This window comes from Micromonospora sp. NPDC047467 (assembly GCF_040643095.1).
In the GTDB taxonomy this organism is placed as follows: Bacteria; Actinomycetota; Actinomycetes; order Mycobacteriales; family Micromonosporaceae; genus Micromonospora.
Genome location: NZ_JBEYTO010000003.1, coordinates 771,082 through 789,056, shown reverse-complemented (window position 1 = coordinate 789,056; position 17,975 = coordinate 771,082). Strand labels below are relative to the sequence as shown.

General features: G+C 70.5%; 3 protein-coding genes (1 of these 3 running past the window's edge). All 3 read left to right on the top strand.

Annotation, left to right across the window (positions count from 1 at the left end):
- Tightly spaced (each overlapping or abutting the next), the 3 genes in view from ABZ780_RS12210 to ABZ780_RS12200 form a layout consistent with a single transcriptional unit that may run on beyond the window.
- Positions 1 to 15,649, top strand: partial view of a non-ribosomal peptide synthase/polyketide synthase gene (locus tag ABZ780_RS12210; RefSeq protein ID WP_357485834.1) — the 3' portion only. The gene continues 7,604 nt to the left of window position 1, outside the view; only the last 15,649 of its 23,253 coding nucleotides appear in the window; its start codon lies off the left edge, out of view; its stop codon occupies positions 15,647 to 15,649.
- Complete coding sequence (locus ABZ780_RS12205) at positions 15,646 to 16,629, top strand: ornithine carbamoyltransferase (RefSeq protein ID WP_357485833.1); 984 nt, start codon at positions 15,646 to 15,648, stop codon at positions 16,627 to 16,629. Before ABZ780_RS12210 ends, ABZ780_RS12205 begins: the two co-directional genes overlap by 4 nt.
- Positions 16,626 to 17,975: an MFS transporter gene (locus tag ABZ780_RS12200; protein WP_357485831.1), complete on the top strand. Its 1,350-nt coding sequence runs from the start codon at positions 16,626 to 16,628 to the stop codon at positions 17,973 to 17,975. The genes ABZ780_RS12205 and ABZ780_RS12200 overlap by 4 nt, the downstream gene beginning before the upstream one ends.

Sequence of the window (17,975 nt, the reverse complement as noted above, 5' to 3'; positions counted from 1 at the left end):
CACGCTCAGCATCCTCAGCGACCCCCACGTCGTCAGCTACCCCAACGTCCTGCGCCTGGGCGCCATGTACCGGGCGGTGCTGGAGGCGATGGTGGCGGACCCGGGTGGGGACGCGCGGGTGGTGTGTCTGCCGGCCGGCGAGGTGTCGGTGGTGTTGGCCGATGGTGACGGCGCGGTGGAGCCCGTGTCGGAGTCGGTGCTGGCGGCTGTTGAGCGCCAGGTCACGGCGGTGCCGTCGGGTGAGGCCGTCAACGGTGTGACCTTCGCGGAGTTGGATGCGCGGGCGGTCGCGTTGGGGTCGTGGTTGGCCTCGCGGGGTGTTTCTCGTGGGTCGGTGGTGGGGGTGTTGCTGGATCGGGGTGCCGATCTGGTGGCGGCGCTGCTGGGGGTGTGGAAGGCGGGTGCGGCGTTCGTGCCGCTGGACCCGTCGTATCCGGTGGGTCGTGTTGAGGCCATGTTGGCCGATGCGGGCGCGTCGGTGCTTGTGACGTCGTCGGGGCACGTGGACCGCTGCCCCGATGGCGTCGAGGTGCTGACCGTCGACTCTGTGCCGCAGGTGGAGTCGGTGGTGTTGCCGGGTGTGGTGGATTCCGATGATTTGGCGTATGTGATTTTCACGTCGGGTTCGACGGGTCGGCCGAAGGGTGTGCAGGTTACGCATCGGGGTTTGGCGAATCATGTTCGTTGGGCGTCGGTGGAGTTGGCGGGTCGTGGTTCGGGTGGGTCGGCGGTGTTTTCGTCGGTGGCGTTTGATTTGCAGGTGCCGAATGTGTGGGCGCCGTTGGTGGTGGGCCAGCGGGTGTTCATGGTGGATCAGGATCTGGATTTGGCGGAGTTGGGGGAGTCGCTGTCGGCGGCTGCTCCGTTTAGTTTTTTGAAGTTGACGCCGGGTCATTTGGAGATTTTGGGTCGGCAGTTGTCGGATGAGTTGTTGGCTGGTTTGGCGCCGGTGGTGGTGGTTGCGGGTGAGGGTTTGCCTGCGGCGTTGGCTAATCGGTGGTTGGGTCTTCTGGGTCCGGGGAATTTGATTAATGAGTATGGGCCGACGGAGGCGTCGGTGGGGACGTGTGTTTTCCCGGTGCGGGTGGAGCAGACGTTGCCGGTGGTGCCGATTGGTCGGGCGTTGCCGGGTATGCGGATGTTCGTGCTTGATTCGTGGATGAATCTGGTGCCGGTGGGTGTGGTTGGTGAGTTGTTCGTTGGTGGTGTTGGTGTTGCTCGGGGTTATGTGGGTCAGTCGGGTTTGACGGCGGATCGGTTTGTGCCGGATCCGTTCGCCTCGGATGGGTCGCGGTTGTATAAGACGGGGGATCTGGTTCGCTGGTTGGCCGATGGTGCGGTCGAGTTCGTCGGCCGGGTTGATCATCAGGTGAAGGTTCGTGGTTACCGGATCGAGCTGGGTGAGATCGAGTCGGTGATCAGCGCCGTGGCCGGCGTCCGCGAGACGGTGGCCCTGATCGATCCGGAAGAGGCGCGGCTGCTCGCCTTCTACGTGCCCGCAGGGCCGGACGCCGGTCTGGCCGCCCGGGTCCGGCAGGAGTGCGCCAGTCGACTGCCGGAGTACATGATCCCGGCGGACCTGGTCGTGGTGGAGTCGATTCCGCTGAACGCCAACGGCAAGGTCGACCGGGCCGCCCTCGTCGCGTCCGTCGGGGAGACCGGCCGGGCGCACGTGGCTCCCCGTACCGACCTGGAACGGCAACTCGCGGAAATCTGGGCACGCGTGCTGACCCTCGACACGGTCAGCGTCGTGGACAGCTTCTTCGACCTCGGCGGCGACTCACTGCGGGCGGTCGCTCTGGTCGGCGCCCTCCGTGGAGCCGGTTTCCCCGTCGGCGTCCGGGACGTCTTCGTGCACCGCACCGTCGCCGCGCTCGCCGCGCACCTCGCGGCAAAGGACGCCGCCGAGGTCGCACCGGAGTTCCAGCCGGTCGCGCCGTTCGCGCTGCTCGACGACGCCGACCGGGCCGCTCTGCCCGCCGGCCTCACCGACGCCTACCCCATCGCCCAGGTCCAACTCGGCATGCTCGTGGAGATCCAGAAGGACCCGACGCGGTCGCTGTACCACATCGTCCGCTGCTTCCGGGTGCACAGTCGCCAGCCCTTCTCGGGCGACGCGCTCACGGCAGCCGTGCACGACGTCGTCTCCCGGCACGAGACCCTGCGTACGTCGTTCGACCCGCACACCTACTCGGTGCCGCTGCAACTCGTGCACGCCCAGGCCCCCGTCGACGTACGGATCCTGCGTCTGGACGAGGAGCGGGCCGAGGCGCACCTGCGCGGCTATGTCGAGGCCGAGCGGGCCCGACCGTTCGACGCCGAGCACCCCGCCCCGCTGCTGCGGGTCAGCGTTCACGTCGCCACCGACGGCGGATGGTGGCTCACCGTGGCGATCAGCCACCTCGTGACCGGTGGATGGGACCTCAACACCCTGCTGGCCGAGTTGCTCAGCTGCTACGAGCGGCGGTGCGTGGGCATGGCGCCGGAGGCACCGGAGCCGACCGCGGTCCGGTACGCCGACTTCGTCGCCGGCGAGCGGGCGGCGCTCGCCTCGGAGGGCGACGAGGCGTACTGGCGGGAGATCACTTCCGAGTACGCCAGATTCGTTCCGCCGTCGGGCTGGGGCGAGGCGTCCGCGACTCCCGGGACGGTGCTGCGGCATCGGATCAGCTACCAGGACCTCGACCCACGGATCCGCGCCCTGGCCTCGACGCTCGAGGTGTCACCCAAGGCTGTCCTGCACGCGGCTCATTTGAAGGTGATGAGTCAGTTGACTGATGAGCGGCGTTTTTACACGGGTTTGGTGTGTGATGCGCGGCCGGAGGTGCGGGGTGCGGAGCGTGTGCATGGGATGTACATCAATGTGTTGCCGTTCGGTCATGAGCGGGGTGGGGGTTCGTGGGGTGATCTGGTGCGGTCGGTGTTCGACGGTGAGGTGCGGTTGTGGCCGCATCGGCGTTTCCCGTTGCCGGCGGTACGCAAGCTGACGGGTGTCGACACGCACCCGATCGACGTCGTCTTCGACTACACCGAGTTCCGGCGTGCCAACACCGACAGCGAGGAGCAGGTCGGCTTCGAAGCCGTCGCCGGTGAAGGTGGCACCGAGTTCGCCCTCCAGGTCACCGCGGCCAGCGGATTCCTCGACCTCGTGGCTGATGGGCGGGTGTTTGGTTCGGCGGGGTTGGTGCGGTTGGCGGGGATGTTCCGGGTGGTGTTGGAGTCGATGGTGGCGGATCCGGGTGGGGATTCGCGGGTGGTGTGTGTGCCGTCGGGTGAGGCGCAGTGGTTGTCGCGGGTGGGTGTGGGGCCGGTGGTGCCGGTGTCGGGGGTGGCGTTTTCGGCCTTCGAGGCGCAGGCGGGTGCGCGGGGAAATGCTGTGGCGGTTGGTGATGGTGGGGTGTCGTTGTCGTATGGGGAGTTGAATGCGGCGGCGAACAGGTTGGCTCGGTATTTGCGGTCGGTGGGTGTGGGTGCCGAGGTGTTGGTGGGGGTGTGTCTGCATCGTTCGGTGGATCAGGTTGTGGCGATGTTGGCGGTGCATAAGGCCGGTGGTGTGTATGTGCCGTTGGATCCGGGTTATCCGTCTGAGCGTTTGGGTTTGATGGTTGCTGATGCGGGGGCGTCGGTGGTGGTGACGTCGTCGGGGTTGGTGGCGGGGTTGCCGGGGTTGTCGGCTGAGGTGGTGTTGGTTGATCGGCCGGGGTTGTGGGCTGGTGAGTCGGGTGCGGATGTGCCGCCGGTGGTGGGGCCGGACAACGCCTGCTATGTGATTTTCACGTCGGGCTCGACGGGCCGTCCGAAGGGCGCGGTGGTCACGCACGCCGGCCTGGTCAACCGGACCGCCCACGTCGCACCCACCATCAACCGCCTCGGTGCCGACGGCGTGCTCCTGCAGAAGACCGAGATCGGTTTCGACGTCTCACCGGCAGAGGTGTACGCCGCCCTGTCGACGGGCGCGCGGATCGTCGTGGCCCGGCCTGGTGGTCACCGCGACCCCGCGTACCTGCGTGACCTGATCATCGCCGAGTCGGTCACCTCGATCGAGCTCGTGCCCAGCATGGTGTCGGCGCTGCTCGCCGAAGGGGTCGAGCGGTGCACCTCGCTGCGGTCGGTGGCGGTCGGCGGTGAGGAGCTGCCGGTCGACGTGGCGCGGGCGTTCCTGGCGGCGCTGCCCGACTGCGAACTGCACAACACCTATGGGCCGGCGGAAACCACCGTCGACGTGACCAGTTGGCGTTGCACCGCCGACGAATTGGCCGACGTGTCCCGCGTGCCGCTGGGGCGCCCCTTCCCGAACCTCACCCTGCGCGTGCTCGACGACGAACTCCAGCCGGTGCCGGTCGGCGTGCGGGGGGAGTTGTTCGTCGGTGGTGTGGGTGTGGGTCGGGGTTATTTGCGGGGTGGGGGGTTGACGGCGGATCGGTTTGTGCCGGATCCGTTTGGGTTGGTGGGGTCGCGGTTGTATCGGACTGGGGATGCGGTGGCGTGGCGGTCGGACGGGAGTGTGGAGTTCCTGGGTCGGTTGGATGCGCAGGTGAAGTTGCGTGGTGTGCGGGTGGAGTTGGGTGAGGTGGAGTCGGCGTTGCGCTCCTGCGCGGGTGTGCGGGATGCGGTGGCGTCGGTGGTGGAGGTGGATGGTCGGCGGGTGTTGGCCGGTTTTGTGGTGCCGGTGGGTTCGGGTGTTGATGTGGTGGGTGTTCGGGAGGTGTTGCGGGGGGTTTTGCCGGAGGTGTTGGTGCCTTCGGTGGTGATGGCGGTTGATGTGGTGCCGGTGGATCCGAATGGGAAGGTGGATCGGCGTCAGTTGCCGTTGCCGGTGCTCGGTGATGAGTCGGTGGGTGTGTTTGTGGCGCCGGTGTCGGTGGTGGAGCGCGCGGTGGCTGCGGTGTGGGCGCGGGTGTTGGGTCGTGACGTTGTTGGTGTCGAGTCGAGTTTCTTTGATCTCGGTGGTGATTCGATGCTGGCGGTGTCGTTGGTGGGTGCGTTGCGGGCGGCGGGTTATCCGACGAGTGTCCGCGATGTTTTCGCTTACCGGACCGTGCGCGGGCTGGCGGCGTCGTTGGGTGGTGGTGAGGATTCGTGGGAGCCGGTGGCGCCGTTCGCGTTGCTGACCGACACCGATCGGGCCGCGCTGCCGGCCGGCCTCAACGACGCCTACCCGGCCACGCAGGCCCAGGTCGGCATGGCCGTGGAGATCGCCAAGGACGAGACCGCCTCGCCCTACCACATCGTGCACACCATGCCCGTGCACGACGAGCTGCCCTTCGACGTCGAGCCGCTGCGCGCCACCCTCGCCGACCTGGTGACGCGGCACGAGACACTGCGTACCTCGTTCGACCTGACCGGCTACTCGATGCCGATGCAGCTCGTGCACGCCGAGGCGCAGGTGCCGGTCACTGTGCACGACGACGCGACGGGCCATTCCGCGTACGTCGCCGCCGAGCGTGAGCGACCGTTCGACCTGGCGACGCCGCCGCCGCTGCTGCGGGTGGCCGTCCACCGCGAGGACGACCGGGTCTGGTGGCTCACCGTCTCCGTCAGTCACCTGATCACCGGTGGCTGGGACCTCAACCTCCTGCTGGCCGATCTGCGCGACGGCTACCACCGGCGACGGCGCGGCGAGCAGCCGACGCCGGCCGAACCGGTGGCCGTCCGGTACGCCGACTTCGTGGCCGCCGAACTCTCGGCGCTCGACTCCGAGACGGACGCCGCCTACTGGCGGGAAGTGGTGACCGGTAGGCCGAAGCTCACCCTGCCGGGCAGCCAGGCGATCGACTCCGGCCCGCGGGAGGTGTGCCGCACCGAGGTGGACATCGCCGACCTGGACGGTGCGTTGCGCCAATTCGCCAGCAGTCTCGGCGTACCCGTCAAGGCTGTCCTGCACGCGGCTCATTTGAAGGTGATGAGTCAGTTGACTGATGAGCGGCGTTTTTACACGGGTTTGGTGTGTGATGCGCGGCCGGAGGTGCGGGGTGCGGAGCGTGTGCATGGGATGTACATCAATGTGTTGCCGTTCGGTCATGAGCGGGGTGGGGGTTCGTGGGGTGATCTGGTGCGGTCGGTGTTCGACCGTGAGGTGGAGTTGTGGCCGCATCGGCGGTTCCCGTTGCCGGCGGTGCGCAGGCTGACGGGTGTCGAGGCGCACCCCATCGACGTCGTCTTCGGCTACACCGAGCCTCGTACCGACCCGTCCGGGAGGGGAGACGCGGACGGACCTGGCGCCGCGCCGACGACCGACGGCCACACCACGCACGCCGACGAGGCCGTTGCCGGGCGGGTCGCCAGCGACGTGGCCGCCACCGAGTTCGTCCTGTCCGTCGGTGCCAGCCCGACCGTGATTCGCCTCGTGGCTGATGGGCGGGTGTTTGGTTCGGCGGGGTTGGTGCGGTTGGCGGGGATGTTCCGGGTGGTGTTGGAGTCGATGATGGCGGATCCGGGTGGGGATTCGCGGGTGGTGTGTGTGCCCTCTGGTGAGGCGCAGTGGTTGTCGCGGGTCGGTGTGGGGCCGGTGGCGCCGGTGTCGGGGGTGGCGTTCTCGGCGTTCGAGGCGAGGGCTGCTTCTGCTGGTGGGGCGGTTGCGGTTGGTGATGGTGGGGTGTCGTTGTCGTATGGGGAGTTGAATGCGGCGGCGAACAGGTTGGCTCGGTATTTGCGGTCGGTGGGTGTGGGTGCCGAGGTGTTGGTGGGGGTGTGTCTGCATCGTTCGGTGGATCAGGTTGTGGCGATGTTGGCGGTACATAAGGCCGGTGGTGTGTATGTGCCGTTGGATCCGGGTTATCCGTCTGAGCGTTTGGGTTTGATGGTTGCTGATGCGGGGGCGTCGGTGGTGGTGACGTCGTCGGGGTTGGTGGCGGGGTTGCCGGGGTTGTCGGCTGAGGTGGTGTTGGTTGATCGGCCGGGGTTGTGGGCTGGTGAGTCTGCTGAGGATGTGCCGCCGGTGGTGGGGCCGGACAACGCCTGCTATGTGATTTTCACGTCGGGCTCGACGGGCCGTCCCAAGGGCGCGGTGGTCACACACGCCGGCCTCGTCAACCGCACCCAGTACGTCCTGCCGGAGGTATACCGCCTCGGCCCGGACGGCGTCGTCCTTCAGAAGACCGAGATCGGCTTCGACGTCTCACCGGCAGAGGTCTACGCCGCCCTGTCGGCCGGCGCGCGGATCGTCGTCGCCCGACCTGGCGGCCACCGCGACCCCGCGTACCTCCGTGATTTGATCATCGCCGAGCAGGTGACGACGGTCCACTTCGTTCCGACGATGCTGTCGGCGCTCCTCGCCGAGGGCCTTGAGCAGTGCACCTCGCTGCGTTCCGTCGGCGTCGGCGGCGAGGAGTTGCCGGTCGACGTGGCGCGGGCGTTCCTGGCGGCGCTGCCCAACTGCGAGTTGCACAACACCTACGGTCCCGCCGAGGCGGCGGTCGACGTCACCAGTTGGCAGTGCGCCCCGGAGGCCCTGGCCGAGCTGACCCGGGTGCCCCTCGGCGGACCGCACCCGAATCTGCGGCTCTACGTCCTCGACGACAACCTCGAAATGGTCCCCATCGGCACGCCGGGGGAGCTGTACCTCGGTGGTGTGGGTGTGGGTCGGGGTTATTTGGGGGCTGCGGGGTTGACGGCGGATCGGTTTGTGCCGGATCCGTTTGGGTTGGTGGGGTCGCGGTTGTATCAGACTGGGGATGCGGTGGCGTGGCGGTCGGACGGGAGTGTGGAGTTCCTGGGTCGGTTGGATGCGCAGGTGAAGTTGCGTGGTGTGCGGGTGGAGTTGGGTGAGGTGGAGTCGGCGTTGCGGTCCTGTGTGGGTGTGCGGGATGCGGTGGCGTCGGTGGTGGAGGTCGATGGTCGGCGGGTGTTGGCCGGTTACGTGGTGCCGGTGGGTGATGCACGCCCAGATTCGAGCGGGCTGCGGGAGTCGTTGCGGCGGATGTTGCCGGAGGCGATGGTGCCGTCGGCGTTCGTGGTGATCGGCGGGGTGCCGGTGGATCCGAATGGGAAGGTGGATCGGCGGCAGTTGCCGGTGCCGTCGGTGGCGGATGAGCCGGTGGGTGTGGTGGTCGAGCCTGCGTCGGTGGTGGAGCGGGCGGTGGCCGGGGTGTGGGCGCGGGTGTTGGGTCGGGATGAGGTCAGTGTCGAGGCGAGTTTCTTCGACCTGGGTGGTGACTCGATGTTGGCGGTGACGTTGGTCGGGTCGTTGCGGGCGGCGGGTTATTCCACGAGTGTGCGGGATGTTTTCGCGTATCGGACGGTGCGAGGGCTGGCTGCGAGTCTGGGCGATGGCGGGGACGAGTGGGTTCCGGTGGAGCCGTTCGCGCTGCTGGGCGACGCCGACCGGGCTGCTCTGCCGACCGGCCTCACCGACGCCTACCCCGCCGCGCAGACCCAACTCGGCATGCTCGTCGAGCTGGCCACCAGCGGGGACCGGGCGGCCTACCACAGCGTGATCGCCCACCACGTCCGCGACGGGCGGCCGTTCTCGGCCGACGCGCTGCGGGCCGCCGTCGCGATGGTCGTCGCACGGCACGAGATCCTGCGCACCTCGTTCGACCTGACCGGCTACTCGGTGCCGATGCAACTCGTGCACGCCGAGGTGACCCCGCAGGTGACAGTGGTGGACGGCCGGGACGTGCCGGCGGATCAGCAGGTGCGACTCTTCGAGGAGTTCGTCGCGGCCGAGCGGGCCACCCCCTTCGACCTGGCCGTCGCGCCACTGCTGCGCGTCGCCGCGCACCAGGACGGCGACGCGAGTTGGTGGCTGAGCTTCACCATCTGCCACGCGGTCACCGAGGGCTGGAGCACCGCACAGCTGCTCGCCGACCTGTTGGCCGTCTACGCCGACCTGGCCGACGGGCAGAGCCCGACCGAGGCCGAACAGCCGGCGGTGCGGTACGCCGACTTCATCGCCGCCGAGCTGTCCGCGCTGGCGTCCGACGAGGACCGGGACTACTGGCGTGCGGTTGTCGACGGGCGCAGTCCGTTCGTGCTGCCCGCCGGCTGGGGTGAGCCCGGCGATCCGACTGCCATCTCGACCACCGTCGACGTCGCGGACCTGGACGAGGCCGTCGCGCGGTTCGCCTCCGAGGCCGGCGTCTCGGTCAAGGCGGTGCTGCACGCGGCGCACCTGAAGGTGCTCAGTCAACTCAGCACCGAGCAGAGCTTCCACGCCGGGCTGGTCTGCGACGCCCGGCCCGAGGTCCTCGGGGCCGACCGGGTGCAGGGCATGTATCTCAACACCCTGCCGTTCGGCTACGAGCGCACCGCCCGCACGTGGCGCGATCTGGTGACCGCGGTCTTCGACCGGGAGGTCGACCTCTGGCCCCACCGGCGGTTCCCGCTGGCGGAGATCCAGCGCGGCGCTGGTCAGCGGCTGCTGCGGGTGCTCTTCAACTACCAGGACTTCTCCCGCGCCGGTCAGCAGGCGACCGCGACCGGCACCGAGCCGGTCGTCATCGGCAGCGCTGGCGACGGTGCCACCGAGTTCGAGCTGTCGGTCTTCGCGCACCGGGGCAACTACCAGCTCTCCAGCCGCAGCAACGTGCTCTCCCGAGCCAACCTGGAACGGCTTGCCGGCATGTACCGGGCCGTGCTGGCGGCGATGGTCGCCGACCCGGACGGCGACGCGGAGGCGGTCCACCTGCCCGGCGGTGAGCGGGAGCGGCTGCTCGGCGTGGTCGACACCGGCGTCGAGGAGCCGGTGACCGGCACCGTGGCCGAGCTGTTCGAGGCCCGTGCGGCAGCCGCACCCGACGCGGTGGCGGTGGTCGCCGGCCCGACCCGACTGACGTACGCGCAGGTCAACGCAGAGGCCAACCGGCTCGCCGGGCACCTGCGGGCCGCCGGTGTGGGCAGGGGCGCGGTGGTCGGTGTCTGCCTGGACCGGGGCGTGGACCTGGTGCCCGCCTTGCTCGGCGTGCTCAAGGCCGGTGCCGCCTACCTGCCGCTCGACCCGACGCAGCCGGCCGAGCGCATCGCGTACCTGCTCGCCGACGCGGGCGCCGGGACGGTGGTCGCCACGAGTGCCCACGTCGACGCGCTGGCCGGTTACGACGGGCACCTGGTGCTGCTCGACCGCACCGACCTGACCGGCCAGCCGGAGACCGACCCGGCCCCTGTGAACGACGCCGACGACCCGCTCTACGTCATCTACACCTCCGGCTCGACGGGCCGCCCGAAGGGTGTCTGCGTCAGCCACGCCAACGTGCTGCGGCTGCTCGACAGCGCGCAGGAGCACTACGCCACCGACGAAACCGATGTCGTCGCGCTGTTCCACTCGTACGCCTTCGACGTCTCGGTCTGGGAGTTGTGGGGCGCGCTGCTGCACGGCAGCCGGCTGGTGGTGGTGCCCCCGGCGGTGGCCCGGGTGCCGGAGGACCTGCTCGACCTGCTGGTGGAGCAGGAGGTGACCCTGTTGGCCCAGACCCCCACGGCCTTCCGGGGTCTGGTCCGGCTGGCCGCCGACGGTGACAAGCGGCTGCGGCGGCTGGTGCTGCGGGCGGTCGTGCTGGCCGGCGAGCGGCTGGACTTCGCCGACCTCACCCCGTGGGTCGACCGGCTCGGGCTGGCCCGGATCGCCCTGGTCAACATGTACGGGATCACCGAGACCACGGTCTACTCCACCTATCACCGGATCACCCGCGCCGACCTCGCGGCCGGTGTGGGCAGCCGGATCGGGCGTCCGCTGGCCGGTGTTCGCATGTACGTGCTCGACCAGCAGGGGCACCCGACGCCGCTCGGTGTGCCCGGCGAGATCCACCTGGCCGGGCACGGTGTGGCACGGGGTTACCTGAACCAACCGGCGCTGACCGCCCAGCGGTTCCTGCCCGACCCCTACGGCCCCGCCGGCAGTCGGATGTATCGCACCGGCGACCAGGGGATCCGGCTGCCCGACGGCAGCGTGGAGTTCCTCGGCCGGCTCGACGACCAGGTCAAGCTGCGTGGTTACCGGATCGAGCTGGGCGAGGTGGAGTCGGCGCTGGCCGCGCTGCCGGAGGTCGCCGAGGCGGCGGTCGTCCTGCGCGAGGACACCGCTGGTGACCCGCGACTGGTCGGGTACCTGGCCGGCGCGCCCGGGCAGCGGCCGAGCATTGGCGAGCTGCGCGTGGCGCTGGCCCGCACGCTGCCGGACTACATGATCCCGTCGGCCTTCGTGACGCTGGACCAGTTGCCCCGCAACAACAGCGGCAAGCTCGACCGGCGGGCACTGCCCGCGCCGCAGGACGGCGATCCCGGCGATGGGCGGGCCAGGGTCGGTCCGCGTACTGAGCTGGAGGAACGGGTCGCCGGGATCTGGGCGCAGGTGCTGGGCGTGCCGGCGGTGGGCGTCGAGGACGGCTTCTTCGAGCTGGGCGGCCACTCGATCAAGGCCCTGGTGCTGGCCAGCACGCTGCGGACGGCCGGTTTCGAGGTCTCGGTCGCGGACGTGATGGACCTGCAGACCGTATCCCGGCTCTGCGCCGCGCTTGTCGACCGCACCGGCCCGGTGCACGTCGACCGCCCGGTGGAGCCGTTCGAGCTGGTGTCCGCGCCGGACCGGGCCCTGCTGCCGGACGGCCTCACCGACGCGTACCCGCTGTCCCAGGTGCAGCTCGGCATGCTGCTGGAGATGCTGGCCGACAACGGCTGGAACCATTACCACAACGTGGCGTCCTTCCTCGTCCGCGAGGACGACCCGCTGGACCTGCCGACGCTGCGCGCGGCGGTGGGCCTCGTGGTGAACCGGCACGAGGTGCTGCGCTCCTCGGTGGACCCGACCGGCTATTCGGTGCCGATGCAACTGGTGCATCCCGCCGTGCGGGTCCCGGTCGTGCCGCACGACCTGCGCGGGCTGTCCGAGGGGGACCGGCAGGCCGAGCTGCGCCGCCTGGTCGCCGTGGAGTACGGGTCGCCGTTCGACGTCGAGCGGGCGCCGCTGCTGCGGTTCGCCGTCTGCCGGGAGACCGACCGGAGTTGGCGTCTGGTGCTGACGATCTGCCACGTGGTCGTCGAGGGCTGGAGCCTGCACGCGCTGGTCGCGGAGATCCTCGATCGCTACCGCACGATGCGCGTCGGCGCCCGAACCGAGTCGGAGCCGCTGCCGGAGGTGCGGTTCGCCGACTTCATCGCCGAGGAACGCCGTGCCCTGGAATCCCCGGCGGACCGGCGGTACTGGCAGGACCTGATGGACCGCTGCGCGAAGTTCACCTTCCCCTCCGGCTGGCGGCCCACGTCGCCGCCGCGGGCGCGTACCGCCCACACCGTCCGGGTGCCGTTCCGCGACCTGGAGCCGGGCCTTCGCGCGCTGGCCTCCGCCGCGCGGGTCTCGCTCAAGGCGGTGCTGCACGCCGCGCACCTGACGGTGCTCGGCCAGCTCACCGACGAGCCCCGGTTCTACAGCGGCCTGGTCTGCCACACCCGGCCGGACATGCTGGGCAGCGAGCGGGTGTACGCCATGTCGTTGAACACGCTGCCGTTCCCGTACGAACGCGACTCCGCCACCTGGACCGAACTGGTCCGCCGGGTGCACGCGACGGAGGTCGAGATGTGGCCGCACCGGCGCTACCCCGCGCCGGCGATCCGGCCGGCGGTCGCCGGCAGCCGCCTGCTCGACGTCTACTTCAGCTACCTCGACTTCGACGAGGTGGTCGGTGAGCACGTCGAGGCAGGCCCCCGGTACGCCGCCGCCAGCTCGGAGTTCGCCCTGGCCGTCTCCGCGGTCGCTGGGCACCTGGAGCTGAGCAGCGACAGCGATCACCTGGAGCGGGCCGAGGTCGAACGGATGGCCGCGATGTACCGGCTCGTGCTCGCCGCGATGGTGGCGGACCCGGACGGCGACGCCCGTGCGGTCCGGCTGCCCGAGGCGGAGCGGCACAACGTGCTGGTGGCCTGGGCCGAGGCAGCCGACGGGAGCGGGCCGGAGCCCGGCCTGGTGCCGGACCTGGTGCGGGAGAGGGCCGCCATCGCGGGCGACGCGGAGGCGGTCGGCGAGTTGAGCTACGCCGGCCTCGACGCGGCGGCGAACCGGCTCGGCTGGCACCTGCGGGAGCGGGGCGTAGGGCCGGAGCGGGTGGTGGGGGTGCTGCTCGACCGGGGTACGGACCTCGTCACGACCCTGCTGGGCATCTGGCGGGCGGGCGGGGCGTACCTGCCGATCGACCCGTCGTACCCGGCGGCCCGGATCGCGTCCATGCTCACCCGGGCCGGGGCCACCGTCGTGGTCACCAGCACCGCCTACGCCGACCGGTTCACCGACGTCGACCGGGTGCTGCTGGACGTCGACGCGGGGCTGATCGCGGCCCACTTCGACGAGCATCCGCCGGGACGCACCGACCCGGACCAGCTCGCGTACGTGATCTTCACGTCGGGGTCGACGGGCCAGCCCAACGGCGTGCAGGTCAGCCATCGCAGCCTGGCCGGCTACCTGAACTGGGCGGTGGACGAGATCATCGCCGACCGGGCGGGTGGCGCGGCCCTGTTCTCCTCGGTCGCCTTCGACATGGTGGTGACCACCATCTGGGCGCCGCTGGTCGCCGGGCAGCGGCTGTGGCTGTTGCCGGCCGACGCCGGGCTGGACGAGCTCGGCCCGCGGCTGGCCGCGGCGGGGCCTTTCAGCTTCGTCAAGCTGACCCCGAGTCATCTGGACCTGCTCGCCGGGCAGTTGTCGGCCGAGCAGGCAGCCGCGCTGACCCCGATGCTGGTGCTCGGCGGCGAGGCGCTCACCGCGCGGACCTGCGCGCGGTGGCAGGAACTCGCACCACGGACCGTGCTGCTCAACGAGTACGGCCCGACCGAGGCGACCGTCGCCGTCAGCCGTTACCCGGTGACTGGCGCGCTCACCGGCCAGGTCGCCCCGATCGGCCGTCCGCTCGGCGGGATGCGTACCTATGTGCTGGACGCCCGGCTGAATCCGGTGCCGGTCGGCGTGGTCGGCGAGGTCTACCTCGGTGGGCCGCAACTGGCCCGGGGGTACGCCGGACGGCCCGACCACACCGCCGACCGGTTCGTGCCCGACCCGTACGGGCCGGCGGGCTCCCGGTTGTACCGCACCGGTGACCGTGGCCGCTGGTTGCCGGAGGGGCAGCTCGACCTGCTCGGCCGGGTCGACGACCAGGTGAAGATCCGTGGGCACCGGGTGGAGCCGGGCGAGATCCGCGCGGTGCTCCTCGACCATCCCGCCGTACGCGACGCGGCGGTGGTGGCCCGCCCGGCACCCGGCGGCGGCAACCAGTTGATCGCGTACCACGTGGGTGGTTCTGACGACCTGGCCGGGCACTGTGCCCGGCGGCTGCCCGCCGCCCTGGTCCCGGCCGCCTTCGTGCCGGTCGATGCCATTGCGCTCAACCCCAACGGCAAGGTGGACCTGCGGGCGTTGCCGGCGGCGCCCCTGCGGACGGAGGCGGAGATCGCCCCGCCGCAGGGTCCGGCCGAGACCACTCTCGCCGGGATCTGGGCCGAGCTGCTGGACGTGCCGAGGATCGGTCGTGAGGACCGGTTCTTCGCCCTGGGCGGGCACTCCCTGCTGGTGGTGCCCATGGTCACCGCGGCCCGGCAGGCCGGCCTCCCGCTCACGCTGCAACAGGCGATGCTGGACCGTCCGCTGGCCGACCTCGCCGCCGCGTTCACCCCGGCCGGTCCGGCTCCGCGAGCCGTGGCGGTGCCCCGGAACGCGCCGTTGCCCCAGATCGCTCCGCTCCTCGCCGAGGCGCGGGTGCCCGGCGCGTCGCTGGCCGTGCTCGCGGACGGCGAGTTGGTGCAGGTCCTCGCCGTGGGGCACGGCACGTCGGGCGGGGACGCCCCGGTGACTCCGGCCACCATCTTCCCGGTGGGCTCGGTCAGCAAGCTGGTCGCGGCGGTGGGTGCGCTGGCCCTGGTCGACAGGGGAGCGCTCCAGCTCGACGCGGACGTCAACGCGTACCTCAAGGAATGGCAGTTGCCGACCGACCGGCCGGTGAGCCTGCGGCAACTGCTCGGCCACGTCGCCGGGCTGACGTCGACGGGCAGCACCGGCCACCCGCGCGGCGGCCCGGTACCGCCGCTGTCGGACCTGCTGCTCGGCCGTGGCGTGCCCACCGGCCCGGTGCGGGCGCTCGACGCGCCCGACCCGGTCGCGGTGGAGCGCAACAGCCACTTCGTGGTGATCCAGCAGCTCATGGAGGACGTCACCGCGACACCCTTCGCCGACCTGATGGCCGAGCTGGTCTTCGCGCCGCTGGGGATGACCGGCAGCAGCTTCGACCAGAGCTTCCCGGAGACGTCCGGCCGGCCGGTGGCCGCCGGGCACGACGAACGGGGCGAGCCACACCCACACGGGTGGGAGGTGCGTGCGGACCTGGCGGCGGCCGGTCTCTGGAGCACCGCCACCGACCTGGCCACGCTGACCAAGGAGATCCAGATCGCCTACCGGGGCGGGTCGGCCCTGCTCAGCCAGGAACTGGTGCTGGCGCAACTGACCGCCGGTCCGGGCGGCGTCTTCGGGCTCGGCTGCATGGTGGACCGCATCGAGGGGGGCGCCGAAACGCACGTGGAGTTCACCCACCGGGGCCACCTAGCCGGCTACCGGGCGCTCGTCACCGGCCGGGTTCCCGACGGGTCCGGGCTGGTGCTGCTGACCAACGGCGAGGCAGGCGACGAGGTCATGTCGCAGCTGATGTCGAACACCGCACGGACGGAGGACATGCGATGACGACCATGCCGAGCGTCTCCCCGCCGGTCACCGACCCCACCGTCCGGCAGGTACGGCACCTGGTGTCGATCCGCGACCTGACCGACGGGGACCTCTACTCGATCGTCGCGCGGGGCGCCGCGTTCGCCGCCGGGGAGTGCGGCAGCCCGCTCGCCGGGCAGGTGGCCGGGGTCTACTTCCTCAAGACCTCGACGCGTACGCGGACCGCTTTCACCAGTGCCGCACTGCGGCTCGGTGCCGGCGTGATCCAGTACGGCCCGCAGGATCTGCAGACCAACACCGGAGAGACCAGCGCGGACACCGGCCGGGTGCTGTCCGGCATGCTCGACGTGCTGGTCGCCCGCACCGCCGGTGACCCAACCGAGCTGCGGGCGTGGGCTGCCCAGAGTCGGATGTCGGTGCTCAACGCGATGAGCGCCGAGGAGCACCCCACCCAGGCGCTGACGGACCTGACCACGTTGCTGCGGCAGTTCGGCCGAATCGAGGGGCTGCGCCTGCTCTACCTGGGGGAGGCCAACAACACGGCCACCGCGCTCGCCCTGGCGCTCACCCGGTTTCCGGGCGTGGAACTGGAACTGCGCACCCCGCCCGGCTACGGCCTGTCCGCCCAGATCCTGGCCGACGCCACCCGGCAGGCCGAGATCAGTGGGGCGAGCATCGTCGAGCGGTGCCACATGGCCGACCTGCCGGGCGATCTCGACGCCATCTACACGACCCGCTGGCAGACCACCGGCACCATGAAGCCGGACCCGGACTGGCGTCAGGTCTTCGCCCCGTTCCGGGTCGAACAGGACCTCTGGCGGCACAGCCCGAACGCGGTCTTCCTGCACGACCTGCCGGCACATCGCGGCGAGGAGGTGACCTCGGAGGTGCTCGACGGGCCGGCGAGCATCGCGTTCGGTCAGGCGGAGAACAAGCTCTACAGCGCGATGGCGGTGCTCGAGTGGTGCCGGTCGCCTGCGGTTGGGGCGACGTGGTGACGGACACCGAGCAGGCGGACAGACCGGCCCGCAGCGGGGCGAGGCTCACCCGCAACAGGGACTTCCTGTTGCTCTGGACCGGCTCGGGGTTCTCCGCGCTCGGCGCCCGGGCCACCTCCATCGGCTACACCCTGCTGGTCTTCTGGTCGACCGGCTCGGCCACCGCGGCCAGCCTCGTCACCTTCGCCGCGCTGCTGCCGAACCTGGTCGCCCAGCTACCGGCCGGCGCGCTGGTCGACAGGTGGAACCGGCGTACGACGATGCTGGTCTGCACCGCCGGCCGGGTCCTCGGGGCCGGCAGCGTGGCGGCGGTGGTGCTGCTCGACGCGGTGTGGTTGCCGCACCTGATGGTGGTCGCGTTCCTGGAGGCCACGCTGGGCATCTGCTACGCCTTGGCGGAACGGGCCGCGGTGTGTGCCGTGGTGCCCAGGGCCCAACTGGGCGCGGCGATGGCGGCCAACGAGTCGCGGGGCAACGCCGCCAGCATCCTCGGCCAGCCGACCGGCACGGTGCTCTATGCCGTGGCCCGGTTCGCACCGTTCCTGTTCGCCACCGTGGTGCACCTGATCTCGTTGGTGACCCTGCTGTTCGTCCGACGGGACCTGCGGGCGCCCCGGTCGTCGCACGGCGGGGCGGGCGGGCTGATCGCCCAGATCAGGGAAGGTGTCGTCTTCATCTGGGGCAAGCTCTACCTGCGTCGGGCGCTGTGTCTCTTCGCGGCCAGCAACATCCTCTTCCAGATCCTCAGCCTCGGTCTGGTGGTGCTGGTCAAGGACCGTGAGGGGACGCCCGCGACGGTCGGTCTGCTGTTGGCGGTCAACAGTGTCTTCGGCATGGCGGGCGCGATGACCAGTAACGCCTTCCTGCGCCGGTGGGGCATCCGCCGGATGATGGTCGGCATCCACGTGGCGTGGGCGGTGCTGATGCCGCTGCTGGTTGTGGCACCCGGGCTGGTGGCGGTCAGTGTGATCCTGGCGTTGATCAACTACGGCGCCGGGATCGGCAACGTGGCCGGGATGCTGTACCTGCTCAGGACGACTCCCGATGAGCTGCGCGGCCGGGCCGGCTCGATCTTCACGCTGCTCTCCTCGGGGGCCAACTCGATCGGCGCGCTGTTCGCGGGCTTCCTGCTGGATGCCGCACGCATCGAGGTGGCGTTGGCCGTCGTGGGCGCGACGATGGTGGTGATCGCGGTGTTCGCGGTACTGGCCTTCGGCACCCGTACCGCCGCCGAGGCGGAACGGGCCGAGGCGGACGCCGAGCGGGCGGACGCCGAGCGGGCGGACGCCGAGCGGGCGGACGCCGAGCTGGCCGCGACCGCGGCCGGCCGCGACCCGCACGGTTGA

Coding starts and splice junctions, on each gene's coding strand:
- ABZ780_RS12205 (WP_357485833.1), top strand. CDS start 15,646: ATGACGACCATGCCGAGCGTCTCCCCGCCGGTCACCGACCCCACCGTC.